This is a genomic window from Kordia sp. E, from assembly GCF_056033805.1.
Map to the genome: position 1 here is coordinate 457,122 of NZ_JBRASR010000006.1, position 17,661 is coordinate 474,782.

General features: G+C 31.1%; 16 protein-coding genes. 5 read left to right on the plus strand and 11 right to left on the minus strand.

Annotated elements, in window-relative coordinates; all coding sequences use genetic code 11:
* Nucleotides 1-172 precede the first annotated feature (172 nt).
* A complete protein-coding gene (locus tag ACUUYC_RS23995) occupies nucleotides 173-343 on the minus strand; it encodes a hypothetical protein (protein ID WP_474270106.1) in 171 nt (56 codons plus the stop codon).
* Between the two features lie 267 nt (nucleotides 344-610).
* Here ACUUYC_RS23995 and ACUUYC_RS24000 point away from each other — a divergent pair, with 267 nt between their 5' ends.
* From ACUUYC_RS24000 to ACUUYC_RS24020, 5 genes are all read left to right on the plus strand, one after another.
* Nucleotides 611-1,075 (plus strand): DUF4870 domain-containing protein, encoded by a 465-nt coding sequence (locus tag ACUUYC_RS24000; protein ID WP_474270108.1) that lies wholly within the window; start codon nucleotides 611-613, stop codon nucleotides 1,073-1,075.
* 83 nt (nucleotides 1,076-1,158) lie between these two features.
* Nucleotides 1,159-1,503, plus strand: coding sequence for a PadR family transcriptional regulator (locus ACUUYC_RS24005; protein ID WP_474270111.1), 345 nt, complete (start codon nucleotides 1,159-1,161; stop codon nucleotides 1,501-1,503).
* A complete protein-coding gene (locus ACUUYC_RS24010) occupies nucleotides 1,496-3,217 on the plus strand; it encodes a PspC domain-containing protein (protein WP_474270112.1) in 1,722 nt (573 codons plus the stop codon). Before ACUUYC_RS24005 ends, ACUUYC_RS24010 begins: the two co-directional genes overlap by 8 nt.
* Nucleotides 3,218-3,237: 20 nt before the next feature.
* The gene (locus ACUUYC_RS24015) at nucleotides 3,238-3,462 is read left to right on the plus strand and encodes a hypothetical protein (RefSeq protein ID WP_474270114.1); all 225 of its coding nucleotides are present in this window, start codon (nucleotides 3,238-3,240) and stop codon (nucleotides 3,460-3,462) included.
* 3 nt (nucleotides 3,463-3,465) lie between these two features.
* Nucleotides 3,466-4,197, plus strand: coding sequence for a head GIN domain-containing protein (locus tag ACUUYC_RS24020; protein ID WP_474270115.1), 732 nt, complete (start codon nucleotides 3,466-3,468; stop codon nucleotides 4,195-4,197).
* A 102-nt stretch (nucleotides 4,198-4,299) separates the two neighbouring features.
* Here ACUUYC_RS24020 and trxB read toward each other — a convergent pair whose 3' ends face one another.
* The 10 genes from trxB to ACUUYC_RS24070 all read right to left on the minus strand — a co-directional run bounded on the left by trxB (nucleotide 4,300) and on the right by ACUUYC_RS24070 (nucleotide 17,622).
* Nucleotides 4,300-5,271, minus strand: a complete 972-nt coding sequence (gene trxB / locus ACUUYC_RS24025; RefSeq protein ID WP_474270116.1) for a thioredoxin-disulfide reductase — start codon at nucleotides 5,269-5,271, stop codon at nucleotides 4,300-4,302.
* Between the two features lie 208 nt (nucleotides 5,272-5,479).
* Nucleotides 5,480-5,866, minus strand: a complete 387-nt coding sequence (locus ACUUYC_RS24030; RefSeq protein ID WP_474270118.1) for a hypothetical protein — start codon at nucleotides 5,864-5,866, stop codon at nucleotides 5,480-5,482.
* A 194-nt stretch (nucleotides 5,867-6,060) separates the two neighbouring features.
* Complete coding sequence (locus ACUUYC_RS24035) at nucleotides 6,061-6,330, minus strand: hypothetical protein (RefSeq protein WP_474270120.1); 270 nt, start codon at nucleotides 6,328-6,330, stop codon at nucleotides 6,061-6,063.
* Nucleotides 6,331-6,342: 12 nt separating this feature from the next.
* Nucleotides 6,343-6,945: a hypothetical protein gene (locus tag ACUUYC_RS24040; RefSeq protein ID WP_474270122.1), complete on the minus strand. Its 603-nt coding sequence runs from the start codon at nucleotides 6,943-6,945 to the stop codon at nucleotides 6,343-6,345.
* 18 nt (nucleotides 6,946-6,963) lie between these two features.
* Entirely contained in the window at nucleotides 6,964-7,773 is an 810-nt protein-coding gene (locus tag ACUUYC_RS24045; protein ID WP_474270125.1) for a hypothetical protein, read from the minus strand.
* Nucleotides 7,774-8,164: 391 nt separating this feature from the next.
* The gene (locus tag ACUUYC_RS24050) at nucleotides 8,165-10,582 is read right to left on the minus strand and encodes an ABC transporter permease (RefSeq protein ID WP_474270127.1); all 2,418 of its coding nucleotides are present in this window, start codon (nucleotides 10,580-10,582) and stop codon (nucleotides 8,165-8,167) included.
* Between the two features lies 1 nt (nucleotide 10,583).
* The gene (locus ACUUYC_RS24055; RefSeq protein WP_474270130.1) at nucleotides 10,584-12,977 is read right to left on the minus strand and encodes an ABC transporter permease; all 2,394 of its coding nucleotides are present in this window, start codon (nucleotides 12,975-12,977) and stop codon (nucleotides 10,584-10,586) included.
* 1 nt (nucleotide 12,978) lies between these two features.
* The gene (locus ACUUYC_RS24060; protein WP_474270133.1) at nucleotides 12,979-15,393 is read right to left on the minus strand and encodes an ABC transporter permease; all 2,415 of its coding nucleotides are present in this window, start codon (nucleotides 15,391-15,393) and stop codon (nucleotides 12,979-12,981) included.
* 37 nt (nucleotides 15,394-15,430) lie between these two features.
* Complete coding sequence (locus tag ACUUYC_RS24065; protein WP_474270135.1) at nucleotides 15,431-16,132, minus strand: ABC transporter ATP-binding protein; 702 nt, start codon at nucleotides 16,130-16,132, stop codon at nucleotides 15,431-15,433.
* Nucleotides 16,133-16,377: 245 nt separating this feature from the next.
* Nucleotides 16,378-17,622 (minus strand): efflux RND transporter periplasmic adaptor subunit, encoded by a 1,245-nt coding sequence (locus ACUUYC_RS24070; protein WP_474270138.1) that lies wholly within the window; start codon nucleotides 17,620-17,622, stop codon nucleotides 16,378-16,380.
* Nucleotides 17,623-17,661 lie beyond the last annotated feature (39 nt).

Here is a 17,661-nt window from a genome sequence, read left to right on the forward strand (position 1 = left end):
ACGCATAGCAAATTACAAAAAAATACATTCACTTACGGAAAGTAAGTATTAATTATATCAAAAAAGAAAGAAATTGACCTGTAGAGTTTATAGCTTCTAAAAAATTGTCAATTCCTTTCTAATTATTTTATGAAAATAGTTGTGTTTAAAATTACTATTGCAATTTTATTGTCTAACTATTTGCATTGTGACTTTCTTCTTCCGCTTCTATACATGCTAAGCTTACGCATGGATCTGTAATTGGAGCTTGTGTATTGGGTGCTTGAGTTGAAGGCATTCCTGCTACTATTTTTCTTTGTGATTTTTTGCTAATTCTGAATATTTCTAATGTTTTTAGTTTCATGTTTAAATGATTTTTACGTTAACAATAGTCCAAAACAACATATTCACTATTTATAATCAAACAGTTACAAGTGATGTTTTACAAAACCTCAGTATAGAGTGACAAACACTATAAATACTGGGATAAACATATAGATTGTATCCAAAACACCTCTTCCTTTCCTATAATTTTCCACAACATCAAATGTTAAATTTTGTTAAATTTTAGTACTATGTTTTGCATAATACCTTTTTTTAACCATATATTTGTATAAGAAAATAATAGGTAATGGACTCTGCAATCACAAAACATCAAAAAAATGTCGCTACAGTTTTACATGTAGCCGCTTTTAGTAAGTACTTTTTTCCTTTAGGAAATTTTATAGTTCCGATCATATTTTGGTCTATCTATAAAAAGGAATCTAATTTTATAGATCACCACGGAAAAGAAGTTTTAAATTTTCAACTTAGCTTATTATGCTATAGAATTGCAGGTGCAATGCTTCTATTTCCAGTTAGTTTTATTTTTGGAATGCATCATTTCAACACATGGGATTTTTTCCATTTTAATAACATCAACATTAATTTTAGCGATGGATTTTATTTACATCACGCTTCTTTTATTGGAATTTTAGCTGGACTTGGACATTTGTTATTGTTTGCTGTAAATATTGCATATACAATTATTGCAGCTATGAAAGCAAATGAAGGTGAGCATTATACATATCCTTTTACATTCCGATTCATCAAATAAAAAATATCATCAATCAATCATCATCATCAATCAATCATCATCAATCAAAAAACGAACAATATCATTAAAAGACACATGAAAACATGAAGATAGAAAACACAAAAGCACAAATGCGTAAAGGTGTGTTAGAGTATTGCATTTTGTCCATCTTGCGAGATCAAGATGCATATGTAGCCGAAATACTTGGCACGTTGAAAGACGCAAAGATGCTTGTTGTAGAAGGAACAATTTATCCACTACTAACAAGGTTAAAAAATGCTGGATTATTAAGTTATCGCTGGGAAGAGTCAACTTCTGGACCACCAAGAAAATATTATGGATTAACAGAAACAGGACAATTATTTCTTAAAGAACTGAACACCACTTGGGACAATTTACAAAATGCCGTATCACTCGTAACACGCCAAAAAAATACAACTAATGAATAAGACAATCAATATAAATTTAGCAAATATGTTTTTTCATATTGATGAAGACGCATATAACAATCTACAGCGATATATAAACGCTATCAAACGTTCTTTTACCGATTCGCAAGGTAGAGATGAAATTATCTCTGACATTGAAGCTAGAGTTGCCGAACTGTTTTCAGAACGCCTTCAAAGTGAGCGCCAAGTTATTGGAATGAAAGAAGTTGAGGAAGTAATTGAAATTATGGGACAACCAGAAGATTACTTAGTAGACGACGAAATTTTTGAAGACAATCCACGATCTAGTGGGTATCGTCAAAATAGCACCTATAGAAAGTTGTATAGAGATTATGACAACAAATTTTTAGGTGGAGTATGTGCAGGTTTTGGACAGTATTTTGGAATTGATTCTTTATGGATTCGTATTCTTGCTTTGATCTTAGTTTTCATAACAGCTGGATCGCCAATTTTAGTGTATATCATTTTATGGTTCATTATTCCAAAGGCAAATACAACTTCTGAAAAACTAGCAATGGCGGGAAAGCCAGCGAACATCACCAACATAGAAAAAAAAATCAAAGAAGGGTTTGATGATGTTCAAGAACGATTAACAGATGTAAACTTCGACGAAGTTGGCAAAAAAGCCAAAAGCGGAGCTTCTTCCTTCTTTGACTCTTTAGGAGATATCTTAATGATAATCTTAAAGATTTTCGCCAAACTTTTTGGAGTTATTTTTATTATTACCGCTGCATCATTATTGATCGGAATTATTTTTGGATCTATCAGTATTAGTTTCTTTGACTTTAATAATATAGTCATGAATGATAGATTGTTTCATTATCAAGATTTAGGAATGATTAGTGAAATTCCTAGATGGACTTTTGGGCTATTAATATTATTAATATTTGGAATTCCTGCATTTGCATTATTTATTTTAGGAATAAAGATATTAGTTAAGAACTCTAAATCAATTGGAACACCTGCAAAAATTGCCATGGTTATCTTATGGATTGGCGCACTTATTTCAGCAGCAATTATAGCATCAAACGCAGCCATGCATCGAAGTGTAGATGCATCTGTAAATACGAGATCCGAATTATCAATTAAAGCAAATGATACATTGAAGCTAAAAATGGTTGGTAATGATTATTATGATGTTCGCCTGTACAGAGATTTTAATGACTATGAAAGAGTATACGATCAGAATGATAATGAAATTTTATATTCATCAGCAATACGATTAACTGTGAAGCAATCTGAAAGTGAAAATGCTCGCATAAAGATTAACAAATCTGCTGGTGGCGCATCGTACGATCAAGCAAAAGATAGAGCACGTAATATTGATTATGAATATATCTTTGAAGATAATACATTGAAATTGAATGGATATTTCTTGTTTGACCCGAATGATAGACATAACCAACAAAAGGTAGAAATTACTGTGTATTTACCAAAAGGAACAATTTTATATGCTGATAAAAACACACGATCATATCATCAAAATTATTCAAGAAAAGGAGGAGATATTTTAGATACTGGACAAGAGAAGCATTATTTAAAAGTAATTGACGACGAACTTATCTGTCTTGATTGTACTGACGATATTAAAAAGTTAAAGAAAGACGATGACGAAACAACTAAAGTCATTACTAAAAAGAACAAAGAAAAAGAAAACAATAATATCAAAATTGATAGTGGAAGCATTAAGGCAGACACATTAAATAATAATTAAATAAAATTCATCAATCAAAAATGAACACTTCACAATCCATATATGTACTATTAAAACTGCTCATCACAGTTTTAATAGTTGGATTGTTTGTTGGTAGCGTTATTGCGTATCTTTATCCTATACACAGTTTACCAAACGAATGGATATATGCAAGTACTTTTGTTGGAATTCCAACAACACTTGTCATCTGTATAGCAGTTTTTTTACTGCTAAAAATAAATAATCATCAATCACTAAAATATTAAATTATGATCACCATCGCTCGATTTATCACCATTGCCATTGTTGGCTTATTAGTAAGTTCCTGTAATTTCGATTTAAATTTCAATTCAGGAAAAGTTGGAAACGGAAATGTAGTTTCTGAAGAAAGAGACACAGACGAAGATTTCACAAAAATTAAAGCTTCAGAAGGTTTAGACGTTTATATTACACAAAGTAATACTGCTTCTATTGAAGTTGAAGCTGACGAAAATATTATTTCATTAATTGCTACTGATATTGATAATGGTGTACTTACTATTCACGCAAAAGAAAATATTGGAAGAGCAAAATCAAAAAAAGTATATGTAAGTTTACCTATCATCGATAAAATTGTTAGTACCAGTGGTGCTGATGTATATTCTACAGATGTTTTAGTTGCCGAAAATTTACAAGTTAAGAGTAATAGTGGCGCCGATGTTAAGATTGAAGTAAAAGCCGAATCGGTTTCTTGTTCAACATCAAGTGGAGCAGATATTAAAATTTCTGGAACTGCCGATTCACTAAAAGCGGATGCAAGTAGCGGAAGTGATATTCAGGCTAAAGGTCTAGAAGTAAAATCATGCGATGCTTCTGTAAGTAGTGGTGCAGATATTACAGTCTATACTTCTGATGTATTAGTCGCAAATACTTCTAGTGGTGGTGACATTCACTATTACGGAAACCCTGAATCAGTTACTAAAAACAAGTCAGTTTCTGGAGGCGGCGTTCATAAAAAATAATCACAACCAAAAAAATACCCATACCCAAACCAACTAAAAAAGCTAAAAGCGCGCTGAATGTATATTCAACGCGCTTTTTTATATGCTACTATTTTTTATTGTTTATGCTTCAACCATATCTTCTACAGAAGATAAGTAACGTTCTGCATCCAATGCTGCCATACATCCAGTTCCAGCGGCAGTAATTGCTTGTCTGTATTCTTTATCCTGTACATCTCCGGCAGCAAAAACTCCTGGAATGTTTGTTTTTGTAGATTTTGCTCCTGTGATTAAATACCCTGTTTCATCCATGTCTAAAATTTCTTTAAACATGTCTGTATTTGGTTTATGTCCAATAGCAATAAAAACTCCAGTTACTTCAATTTCGTGTTTCTTTTGCGTTTGATTGTTTACAACTCTTACACCTTCAACAACCATATTTCCTAATACCTCATCTAGTTCACTATTGTAAAGTACATCCAAATTTTCGGTATTGTTTACACGATGTTGCATTGCTTTACTAGCTCTCATTTCATCTTTACGAACTAACATCGTCACTTTTTTACAAAGTTTTGCTAAGTATGTAGCTTCTTCGGCAGCAGTATCTCCTCCACCAACAACAATTACATCTTGTCCTTTGTAGAAGAATCCGTCACATGTAGCACACGCAGAAACGCCACCACCTTTTAAACGTTCTTCACTTTCTAATCCTAAATATTTTGCAGAAGCTCCAGTTGAAATAACAACTGTTTTTGCTAAGAATTCTTGTTCTCCATTTCCATCATCAATATATACTTTGTGAATTCCGCCAACTTCTGTTGAAAAATCTACACGAGTTGCATATCCAAAACGAACATCCGTACCAAAACGAGTTGCTTGATTTTTCAAATCTTCCATCATAGCAGTTCCATCAGTTCCTTGTGGATATCCTGGAAAGTTATCAACTTCTGTTGTTGTTGTTAACTGTCCTCCTGGTTCCATTCCTGTGTACATTACAGGATTCATATCGGCTCTTGCTGCGTAAATAGCTGCAGTATATCCTGCAGGTCCACTTCCTATGATTAAGCAATCTAATGCTTGTTGAGTATCTGACATATTATTTATTCTAATTATTAAACGCTTTTTAACAAAAGTAGCTTTTTATCTGAATTCCTTACATAAAATTTATTAACAAATCTCTGCTAACTGTTTGATATCTTTTTTACTCACCTAAAAGAATCCTCAATAGTGAAAAATTATAAAAGAATATTACTCTAGTTTTTATAGGTAAGTTTACATATAAATAGCGTAAAAAAAGGTAAGTCTATTTTTGAATTTTATTTAAAAACTCTCCCACAACACCTAAGACCAGTGCTGATTTAACATTAGAAACCCCGTATGGATTATAAGAATCTATTTTTAGGTTTCTAAAATTGTTATCTAATAGCATATTTGATTTAGAATACACATATTCTTCGTTATTTATCAAATAGGAATCATTCAATTTTGTTGTTTCATTATAAGAAGAAAACAGCAATTTATTTTTCAACAAATCTACATTGTAAAAATCAAAAGCATCATTATTAGCTTGTATTTCTACTAAATCCAAACTTTTAAATATCTCTTTTTTAGTTAGTAATGAATCTGTTGATTGTGCATAAATTGATATACTAACTAGAAATAACAGTAAAAACATTCCTCTATTTTTCATTTTATATCTATTATGTTTTACAAACTCATTCTTTGATGAATAAAAACGTATTTGCATATGATTTGTTACATTTTTAAACATCTAATTTAATAAATACAAACTGAACAGAAAATTCTCATAGATTTTTTATAAAAGAAAAAAGCAACAACATATACATATGTTATTGCTTTCTTTATTTCAAATTATTTTATGTTTTAAACAATTTTATTTGCTAGGCTTACTAGGAAACCTACACCATTATCTATATTAGCTATGGCGTCTGCTTTTGCATTGTTTGAAGCTGTTGCATTATTAATTTCTTGTAATACTTTGATTGCATTTGCATTAGAAATACTACTTTCTTTTATAAAGGTGTCAATCTCAGTAATATTCATTCGTGTCAAACTTGCAATTGTTGTATTAAATTGTGCATCTGTCTGTGTTGCTGCCTGATTTGCTAGGCTATCCCAATCTATATCACTCATAAATTCTTTGTTTTAGTTGTTACCGTTTATTGCTGATTTTACGTTTAGTAATTTATCAAATCCATTTCCAGTTTTGATTAATAAACTGTCTAAATGACTTTCTATTTTACTGACGTCAATATTTGTATTTGCAAGTTTTTGCACTTGTGCTATGGCATTTGTTTCAGATGCTTTTAGTTTTACTGCTGAACTTATCAGGTTTTGTAATGTACTACTTGCTTGTTGATAAGAAGCATAACTTGTATTTAGTGAAGCAACTATTTCATTTTGTTGTGCATCTAGTAAGCTATGTAGCGAATCTCGTTTTCTACTGATGACAGGCATCACACTTTTTAAAATATTTGGTAATTCACTTGCAACATCAGTCCCTGCTGGAATTTTTGCTTCAAAATTCTTAGAAAATGCTGGAATGTATTGGTTGTTGATAAAATCGTCTACTTTATTTTTTCGTTCATCAAATAATTGCTGTACCAATGCTAAATTTAGTTTATGCATTGCGCCTGCTTCAGCAATAACTTCTTGTGATAATGTTGCTGTAGATGCTGGAATGGAAGCACAAGACACAACTCCAATAAAGATTCCTATTGTTAGAATACTTTTTATAATTAGTTTCATGATATTTTGTTTAAAAATTTAGTCGTTGTCTGAAGTAAAAACAGCTTTTATTTTATTGATAATTCCTTGTAAAACTGTAAAAATAGCATCTGAAGAAAACCCTCCAACGAGCGCTAGTACACAATTATTGAAAACAGTCAGGCTTTTTCCAGTATTATATGTCGATACAACTTCTGATAAAATTAATCCTGACATAATTCCTAATACAATCAATCCTACATAATAAATAGATTGTTCAGGCATTAATGTCCCTTTTTGAATTCCTTCACTCACACTTTTTAGTAAGTAAAAGACAACTCCTAAACCTGATGTAGCACATAAGAATAGAATATTAAGTAATAAAGATTTTCCATCATTATCCAAGACGCCTTTTGCTAACGATTCATTATTCACTTGATCTGATAAAGAAGTACCTATAAAAAGGATTAAGAAGACTATGGCTAGTATAATTAAATTTCGAATGATGGGAAGTTTACTAAATAATGATTTTTCATTATCATGAGAGTTTAATATTCTTAAATATTTGATTGATTTTGGCGTCGCTGGTGCAATATTTTTTGATAAAATATTATGCGCATTGATCAAATCATCTAAGTTGTTACTTTCAATCAAAGGATTTAGTTCCGTGTTTATCACTCTTCCATTGCTCATTGCAAACGAAAGCATGCTTTCCAATTCCTCCTTGATTTTTGTCATGAGTTCATCAGAAACACCTTTATGAACTCCTTGCGGAGCTGGTGTTTTTGGTATTCTTGCTTTTGGCGTTGGCGTTTTTGGTTGCGCCTCGTTTTGTTTTGGCGTCTTAGGTGTAGGGTCTGAAGTTGACATTATATATGGTTTTTAGTCAGTTTTACCAAACTTACAATATAAAACGCGTATTTGAAAGTAGCACAAATACGCATTTTAAAATCAAGGGTTTATACGTAGTTTGATAATTTATCTATAAAAAAAGATTTTCAGGAACCATTCTTCTCTTTTCGCCGTCTTTATAAATAGATACTACTAATTCTATATTTTATTTGAAAATTATAAGAATATTAATTGCTTCTTTAATGGTACTAATGTGCTGTTGCAACTCAAATACTAAACTAATTTGATTCTATTCTAATACATCATATAGATGTAGAAAAAACAAACCAAGGTTCAGTTTTTCTACATCATTTTATAAAACTAGACGAACTTCATGTCTTATGAATATATATTGTGTATAAACTTTTTATTATTCAAACTTTAAATATTGGATCAAATCCACTTTTGTAGCATAGTATGCTTTTGCACCAACAACAATAAACACAAGTAATACTAATACAATTGGTGTTGCAATGTATGGCCAAATTGGCATATCGATACGATACACAAAATTGTCAAGCCAGTTTTGCATAAAATAATAGGCTATTGGAATTAAAATAACAGAAGCGATGATTGTAATTTTTAAAAAACTCTTTACGAGTTCATACATAATTTCTTTGATAGATGCTCCTAATGTTTTCCGTATGGCAACTTCCTTTAAGCGTTGCTGAATGGTTAGTGTAGCCAACGCAAACAAACCAAGTAATGAAATGATAATTACAATACTTGTCAGTATAAAAAATAGCGTTTGTTGTTTTTGATATTTTTTATACGTTCTTGCAAAACGTTTATTAACAAATATTGGGTTAAAAGGATATCCTTGCTCTATATTTTCTTTCCAATAATCTTCAATAAAACCTAATGTTTGTTCAACATTATTTGGTTTTATTTTGAATTGAATTGTCCAAAAATTTTGTTTCATCCAATCAAAACTGTTCCAATGCATAAATACTGTTGGCGGTATTTTACCATCTAAACCTGTAACATGATAATCTTTTACCATACCAACTACTTCTAAATTTTTGCCATCGTTATTATCACCTTGAAAACCCGCGCTTAATTTTTTCCCGATTGGATCATCATAAATATGTAAAGCTTTGGCTAAAGTCTCATTGATTAATATATTTTTTGTTGTATCTGATGCTATTTCTTCTCGCAATACTCTTCCTTTTACAAGCTTTATATTCATCACATCTAAGTAATTATAGTCTATTGAATTTGCGTTTGTTTGAACAGAAATATCTTTGTAATTAAAGTTCGTTGAGTTTGAACTTCCGCCTCCAATAATGAAAGAGTTACTAGTAATCGTTTCAATATTTGGATGCTTTATCAGTTCATTTTTTGCTAGCAAATAATTTTTATATCGATCATTGCGTTTATTCATGGAAACCATCACCACTTGATCTCCTTTAAAACCTAAATCTTTCGCTACCATGTACCCAACTTGCATATTAATAATGATAGATCCCGTAAGGAAAAAACCTGAAATCAAAAATTGAAATCCTAGCATTGTGTTTCTGGCAAAAACACCCTTTTTACTTCTTGAAATGTTACCTTTTAAGACTTCTACCGATTTAAAGTTAGATAAATATATTGCATGAATACTTCCAATAAATAATGAAATTAGAATAGCCAATAATCCAACTTTAATCAATAAATCTATCTCTAAGATTGAAATTTCTTTATTCATAAAATCATTAAAATATGGCAGAATAAATTCCACTAGTAACAATGAAAGAATAAATGCGATAAAGCTTTGAAATACTATTTCTAATGTGTATTGCCTAATTAAAGCTCCTTTAGACAAACCAAATGTTTTCTTCACGCCAACTTCTTTTGCTCTTTGTGTTGCTGAAGCTATTGACAGGTTTATAAAATTTACACAAGAAATTATAATTAACAAAATTGATAGTGATAACATGATAAGTATCAATTGGTAATTTCCACTGCCTTCTGGGCCAGCATCATCAGAAATGGTTTCTAACCGAATGTCTGTAAGAGATTCAAAAACGGGAGTCGTACCATACTTCTCTAGAAATTCTTCTGGAGTGATTCCTTCTTTTTTCGATGAAGGCAATACTTCATTTTGATACCAAACCGCCGTAGCCTTTTCTTCTAAATCCACGATTTCTGGATTTTCAATTGTCTTTACAAATAACGTTTTCGAAAAATTACCCCAATGACCAGCTGAAAATTGTTTTTCATACTGGATAACCATTTCAGGCATGAAGTAATGTTTTCCTTCAATTTTATAAACTGTGGTGACTGTAAATATTCTATTTGATAAATTTATAGATTTCCCAATGACAGATTCATTCCCAAAAAAGATGTTGGCTTGTTTCTGTGAAAGTGCAATAGTATTTCTTGCTTGTTTAAATGTAGTTGTATTTCCTTCAATAATTTTGAAAGGAAAAAAATCAAAGAAATTTGGTGTTCCTTCTAGTATACCTTTAGTGTATATCTGCTTACCATTTACTTTAGCCAATGTATTATCATACCAACTATTGCTTAAATAATAATCTTTAATTTCTGGAATATCCTCTTTATACTTTGTCCCTTCTACATTCGTACTTGTTGACCAAATTTCGCCATCAGACATTTTATGTATTACCCTGAATATTTCGTTTCTTTCAGGATTAAGTCTATTATAACTTAATTCATCATTGAAATACAATAACACAACTAATAAGCCCGCAAAACCAAGTGTTAATCCTGAGATATTGACTAGTAAGTTGAGCCAATTCTTTTTACTATTTCGAAAAAATAATTTTAACCAAGTCTTTATCATATTATTCGAATTTTAAGTATTTGATTAAATCTACTTTTGTTGCATTCAATGCTTTTATTCCAACTACTATAAAAACTAATAGTATTAATACGATTGGCGCAATAATAAATGGCCATATTGGCATTTCAATTCTATATGCAAAATTATTTAACCAGTTTTGCATTAAGTAATATGCTATCGGAATAAGCACGACAACTGCAATTCCTGTAATTTTGATAAAGCTTTTTACCAATTGAATAATGATTTGTTTTACAGAAGCTCCTAATGTTTTACGAATAGCAACTTCTTTTAATCGTTGCTGAATAGTTAAGGTTGCTAATGCAAATAACCCAAGTAATGCTATAAAAATGACTACTAATGTCAGAATGAAAAACAAGGTTTGTTGCTTTTTATAAATGTCATGTGTTTTATTAAAGTGTTGATCTAAGTAGTAGAATGAAAACGGAAAACCAGGTTCTAATTCAGTTGTCCAAAAACGTTCAATTTCTGCTAATGCTTCTTGTTTTCTTCCAGGTTTCACTTTGAATTGAACCGTACTCATTGCGCCTCTTACCCAACGAAAACCTGTAAAATAAGTATAAAACATTGGACGGATTTCCTTATCTAACCCTTCGATGTGATAATCTTTTACGACGCCAACAATTTTAAATTTTTTATCATTTGCTTCTACTATTTTATTAATCGGATCTTGAATTCCTAAGCGTTTTACAGCCGTTTCATTGAAAACTAAACTGTTAATAGTATCCGAAGCAAAGTCTTCTGATAAGTATCTTCCTTTTGCAATTTTTGTGTTGATCATTTCCAAATGACCAAAATCGAGCGGAATAAATTTAGTATCAACCACCATGTCCTTATAGGTTACATCTAACGAAATATCATTGTCATCTCCAGGTATTAAAAATGTAGACGAAATGCCTTCAATATTCGAGTTGCTTCCAAAAACACTTTTGATCAACTTATATTGCTTAGTTCTACTCTTTTGTGTATCATTAAATTCTACCACTAAAATTTCTTCTCCCGAAAACCCTAAATCTTTCGAACTCATATAACTTACTTGCGCAAACACAATTAAACCGCCAATAAAGAAAAACCCAGAAATAACGAATTGTAATCCTAACATCAGATTTCGCACAAAAATCATGTGTCCACTTCTTGAAAAGTTTCCTTTTAATACACTAATTGTTTTAAAGTTAGAAATATATAATGCGGTAATGAAACCGATAATTATTGAAATTGCAATTGCCAACAATCCTACTTGTAGAATGATTTCAAAACTTTGTAACGATAAATCTTTATTAATAAAGGTATTGAATATTGGTAACAATAATTCTACAACAATCAACGCTAAAAATACAGAGATGATTCCTTGTACTATAATCTCTAAAATGAATTGTAATTGCAATCCTATTTTAGAAACTCCAAGTGTTTTTTTGACGCCAACTTCTTTAGCACGTTGACTTGCCGAAGCAATGGATAAATTGATGAAATTTATACTAGAAATTACGATAATTAAAATTGACAAACTCAACATGATCATTAACAACAAATAGTTTCCTTTTCCTTCTATCATGCCATCGTCACCTTTTCCGTGTAAACGTAAATCAACTAAGTTTTCTAAGATTGGAATAGAACCTTGCATGGACACATATTCGTCTACCGAAATTCCTTGTTCGGCAGCTTCTTCTTTATAATAATTATCAACATATAAAGCGTGTATTTTTTTCTCTACAGCGGCTATATCAGCTTCTTTTTGGAGCTTGTAAAATGTAAATGAACTATATGCTCCCCAATTTGTATTTGTAGTAATTGGTTTTTGCAATATCGCATTTGGCATATATACAGAAGGCTTTGACAGTTTGTATACACCAGTGACCATATATTCTCTTTTCCCATATCTAATGGTTTTTCCTATAGATTCATTTTCGCCAAATAATTGTTTTTCTAATGTTGTAGAAAGTGCAATTGCTGTTTTTGTTGCCAAAATAGTTTTTGCATCTCCTTTTATAATTTCATGTGGGAAAAATTCAAAAAAGTTTGCATTCGCTCTACCAATTTTTGTTTCGTAAACAGATTTATCTTTGTAGCGTAATATTTGACTGTTATACCCAGAATGTATTGCGCAATAATCCAACACTTCAGGAACAATTTCTTTTACAGCTTCTCCTTCAGGATCTGTAGCATCATCATATATTTGTCCATCGCCCCATTTGTGAGCAACTTTATACACAGCATCTTTTTCAGGGTTCCATTGATCATAACTTTTTTCGTCAGTATAGTATAATAATACAATGATCAATCCTACCAAACCAAGCGTTAAACCACTAATATTTATAATGGTGTTTAACCAGTTCTTTTTACTATTTCGAAAGAATAATTTTAGCCAAGTCTTTACCATTTTATTCGAATTTTAAGTATTTGATTAAATCAATTTTTGTGGCGTTTAATGCCTTTATTCCTACTACTACAAACACTAATAACAACAATACAACTGGCGTTACAATGTATGGCCAAATTGGCATGTCGATACGATAGACAAAGTTATCGAGCCAATTTTGCATTAAGTAATATGATATTGGTAGTAAGAATACGAGCGCTACTAGCGTAATTTTCAAGAAACTTTTTACCAATTGGAAAATGATTTCTTTTACGGATGCGCCAAGTGTTTTACGAATAGCAACTTCTTTTAATCGTTGTTGAATAGTTAAAGTAGCTAAGGCAAATAATCCTAGTAATGAAATGATAATTACAATGGTTGATAGAATTAAAAACATCGTTTGTTGTTTTTGATACTTTTCATAAGTTTTTGCAAACCGCTCATCTAAAAACTTATACTTGAATGGATATTTATCATCTATATTTTCTTTCCAGAATTCTTCAATATCAGCAATTGTCTTAGAGATATTTTCAGATTTTACTTTAAACTGTATCGCATTCACCCAAGCTTTCGACATTGGAAATGTTTTCCAATGAATTAAAAACATTGGATCTATTTTTACATCAAAACCATCAAAATGATAATCCTGAATCATTCCGACAATTTCTAATTGTCGTGTATCTTCATCAGATTGCCAACCAACACGAACATTTTTACCAATTGGATCGTTATAAATCCCTAAACGCTTTGCTGCAGTTTCATTTATAATAATACTCGTTACAGTATCAGAAGCAAATCCTTCTGAGAATGCTCTACCTTTTAATAGGTTTAGTTTTGCAAAATCTATATAATTATGATCAATTGTATTTGATGCCGTATTGAAAGATTCATCTTTATATCTAAGACTCGTTCCATTTACATTTCCATCACCTGGCACAAACATACTGGTTGAAATTGTTGAAATATTTTCATGAGAAGCCATTGTATTTTTTAGCAACTCGTACTTTTTATACTCATCACCGATATTAAATACATCTACAACTAATGTTTGCTCTTTTGAAAACCCTAAATCTTTATGAATCATGAATGCCATTTGATTATAAATCACCAATACGCCAATCAAGAAAAATCCTGAGATTAAAAATTGTAAACCTAACATAATGTTTCGGGCAATGACACCTTTTTTACTTCTTGAAAAGTTTCCTTTTAATACTTCAATCGTTTTGAAATTTGCCAGATATAATGCAGGAATACTTCCAATAACAATTGAAGTTATGATGGCAATTCCTATCAATTTCAACAAAATTTCACCATGTAAGATTGTAATGTTTTTGTCCATAAATTGATTGAAATATGGCAATAAGAATTCTACCAAAATCAACCCAAATAATAATGCTACTAATCCTTGTAGTAAAATTTCAAATATATACTGAAAGATGAGTTGTTTTTTAGACAAACCAAGTGTTTTCTTTACACCAACTTCTTTTGCCCGCTGACTCGCTGAAGCTGTAGATAAATTGATAAAATTCACACATGAAATCACAATCAATAAAATTGACAAGCCCAACAATACCAACAATAATTGATAATTTCCTTTTCCGCTTGGACCAGCATAATTAGCTTTGTGGTGTAAGCGAATTGTGCTCAATTGTTCCAACAATACTTCCATAATGCCATACTTCTCTTTAACTTCGGCTAAAGTCATATTATTTTCAGCCAATTGTGGCTTTATGTTTTTATCAATAATAACATTGTTCATTTTCTGTCGAACTACATCAATATCAGAGCCTTTTGTTAATTTACAGAACAATTCGTTTTGAAAATTTCCCCAATGCAATTCAAAAGGTGTACTAAACTGCATTAGTAATTCTGGATCGTAATGACTGTTCCCAGGAACTTCATATACACAGGTAATTATAAGATCATTACCATCAATTTTTACGATTTCTCCTATTGGATTTCGCTTTCCGTAAAATTTAGTTGCAAGTGTTTTTGAAAGTGCAATATGCTTTCTGTTTTCAGCAAATTTTGCAATGCTTCCTTCTAAAATTGTAAATGGAAAAAAGTCAAAAAAGTTCGGTTCCGTCTGCGTCATTTTCTCCGTGTACACTTTCTTTTGTCCGTCTAGTAGTACACGACTCCTGTAAAATGGAGACACTAATACAGTTTCTTCTACTTCGGGAATGTCACTTTTAAAAAGGATTGCTTCTGCTGATGTGCTCGAAAACCAAACTCCATTTCTGCGAGATTTATTAGCAACTCTGTATATTTCGTCTTTATCAGGATTCCAGTCGTTGTAACTTAGTTCGTCATTGAAATATAATAATACAATGAGTAAGCCTGCAAATCCGAGCGTTAATCCTGAGATATTGACTACCAAATTGAGCCAATTTTTTTTACTATTTCTAAAAAATAATTTTATCCAAGTCTGTAACATAATTGTCGTTTTTTGATTGATGAATGCTAAACTTTTGTTACTCGACTAACACATCAATGTCACGTGTGTTTGTTTTCTCAGAAATGATTTCGCCATCTTTCATCATGATAATTCTACTAGAAAATTTTGCGTCATACGACGAATGCGTTACCATAATAATTGTAGAACCCGAAGCATGTAATTCTGTTAATAACTCCATGACTTCATTACCATTTTTACTATCCAAATTCCCTGTTGGCTCATCCGCTAAAATCAACTTTGGATTCGTTACCAAAGCTCTTGCAACGGCAACACGTTGTTGTTGTCCTCCAGAAAGTTGTAATGGAAAATGTTTTGCTCTGTGCGCAATTCCAACACGTTCCATAATCTCTGTAACACGTTGTTTGCGCTCGCTCGATTTTACATTGTTATAAATTAATGGTAATTCAATGTTTTCATATACTGAAAGTTCATCAATAAGGTTGAAGTTTTGAAAAACGAATCCAATGTTTGCCTTACGTAAGGAGGCACGTTGTTTTTCTGTAAATTTTGCAACTTCTGTTCCATCAAAAGAATAGCTTCCGTTATTTGGAGCATCTAATAATCCGATGATGTTTAATAAGGTAGATTTTCCACAACCTGAAGTTCCCATTATAGAAACAAATTCACCTTGCTTTACGGTTAAATTCAATTTGTGAATTGCTGTTGTTTCAACTTCTTCTGTTCTGTAAACTTTCGTTAAATCTGTTAATGTAATCATGTTCTTTTTATTTTTTGTTCGTTTGTTGATTTGATATGTTTTTGTTGTTTGTTAATTCGTCACTTCGAGTGATTTTCAATAGAAAATTGTATCGAGAAGTAATTGATTAACTGATTTTATGTTATTCGTTTTTTGTTGATTCGTTTCTTCTAATGAAATTCTAAAAGAATTTTGTGTAGAGAAATTATTTAAAATAATGTGACAAGCTTTTCTACAAGGATAAATACAAATACAATCATGCTGAATTAGTTTAAGTTTATTTCTTCCATTTCTTTATAATCATCATAACTTGAAGTAATTACGCGATCTCCTGCTTTCAAACCTTCCAATACTTCATAGTAGAAAGGATTTTCACGTCCAATCTTTACAGTTCGTTTTACGGCTTTGTTATCAGAGTTTAAGACAAAAACCCATTTTCCATTGGTACTTTGATAGAATAACCCCTTTGGTAATAATAAGGCTTTGCTATTGTTTGATAGAAACATTTTACTTTTCAATGACATTCCGCGTCTTACTGCTGATGGAATAGAATCAGTTTCAAACTGTAACTCTACTTGAAAACCTCCTTTTAAAATTTCAGGATAAATTTTTGATAATCGAATTGGTAATTTCTGATTGTCTATAGTTACAGTTCCCTTAACTTCTTCACGTAATTTTGAAATATAATATTCGTCAACTTTAGCTGTTAATTTATAACCGTCTAACACATCTAACTTTCCAACGTTTTCTCCTTGATTATAATTTTGACCTAATGTAGGATTGAATGATGACAACAAACCGTCAACAGGTGCTTTTAAGACAAAGTTTTCTTTATTTTTACGTAGCAATTCTAAGCTTTCTTCCATCTTTTGAACAGAAGCATTAATTCGTGCCAATTGTACATTTCTATCGGTTTTTTCTGAAGAAACTTTTTGCTTAATAACTTCGTTACGTTCTTTCTGGAATTTATATTCTTGCTCAGAATTTTCATAATCATTTTTAGCAATCACATCTTTTTCATACAAACGTTCGTCTACAGCATATTTGCGTTCTGCATTTTTATAAGCATTATCAATACTTAATAATTGTTCGTCTAAATTTAATTGTTGATTTTTAATTGAAACACGAATATTTCTCAAATTATTAATCTGTTCTACAATTGCTGTTTCTTGTGTCAAATAATTCAACTCAGCATTCGGATTGTACACACGTAATAAAGGTGTTCCTTTTTTCACCGTTTGACCGCTTTCTACAAAAATTTCAGAAACCGATCCACCTTGAATCACATTGATAACTACTGAGGTTTTTGGTTCAACTGTACTATTAAATAATAATACATCTTCAAAATCACCTTTCACAACTTCTTTGATTGATACAGTGTCTTTGCCTAAGTTTACTTGCTTCTTACGTGTTGCATTCATTAAAATAACACTCACTAAAAGCACGATTGGAATTCCCCATAGTAGCATGCGCTTTGTTTTTTTATTTTTTGGTTGAATTTGCTTGTCCATCGTTATAATTATTTTGTCTGATAAGTAGAATGCCATTGT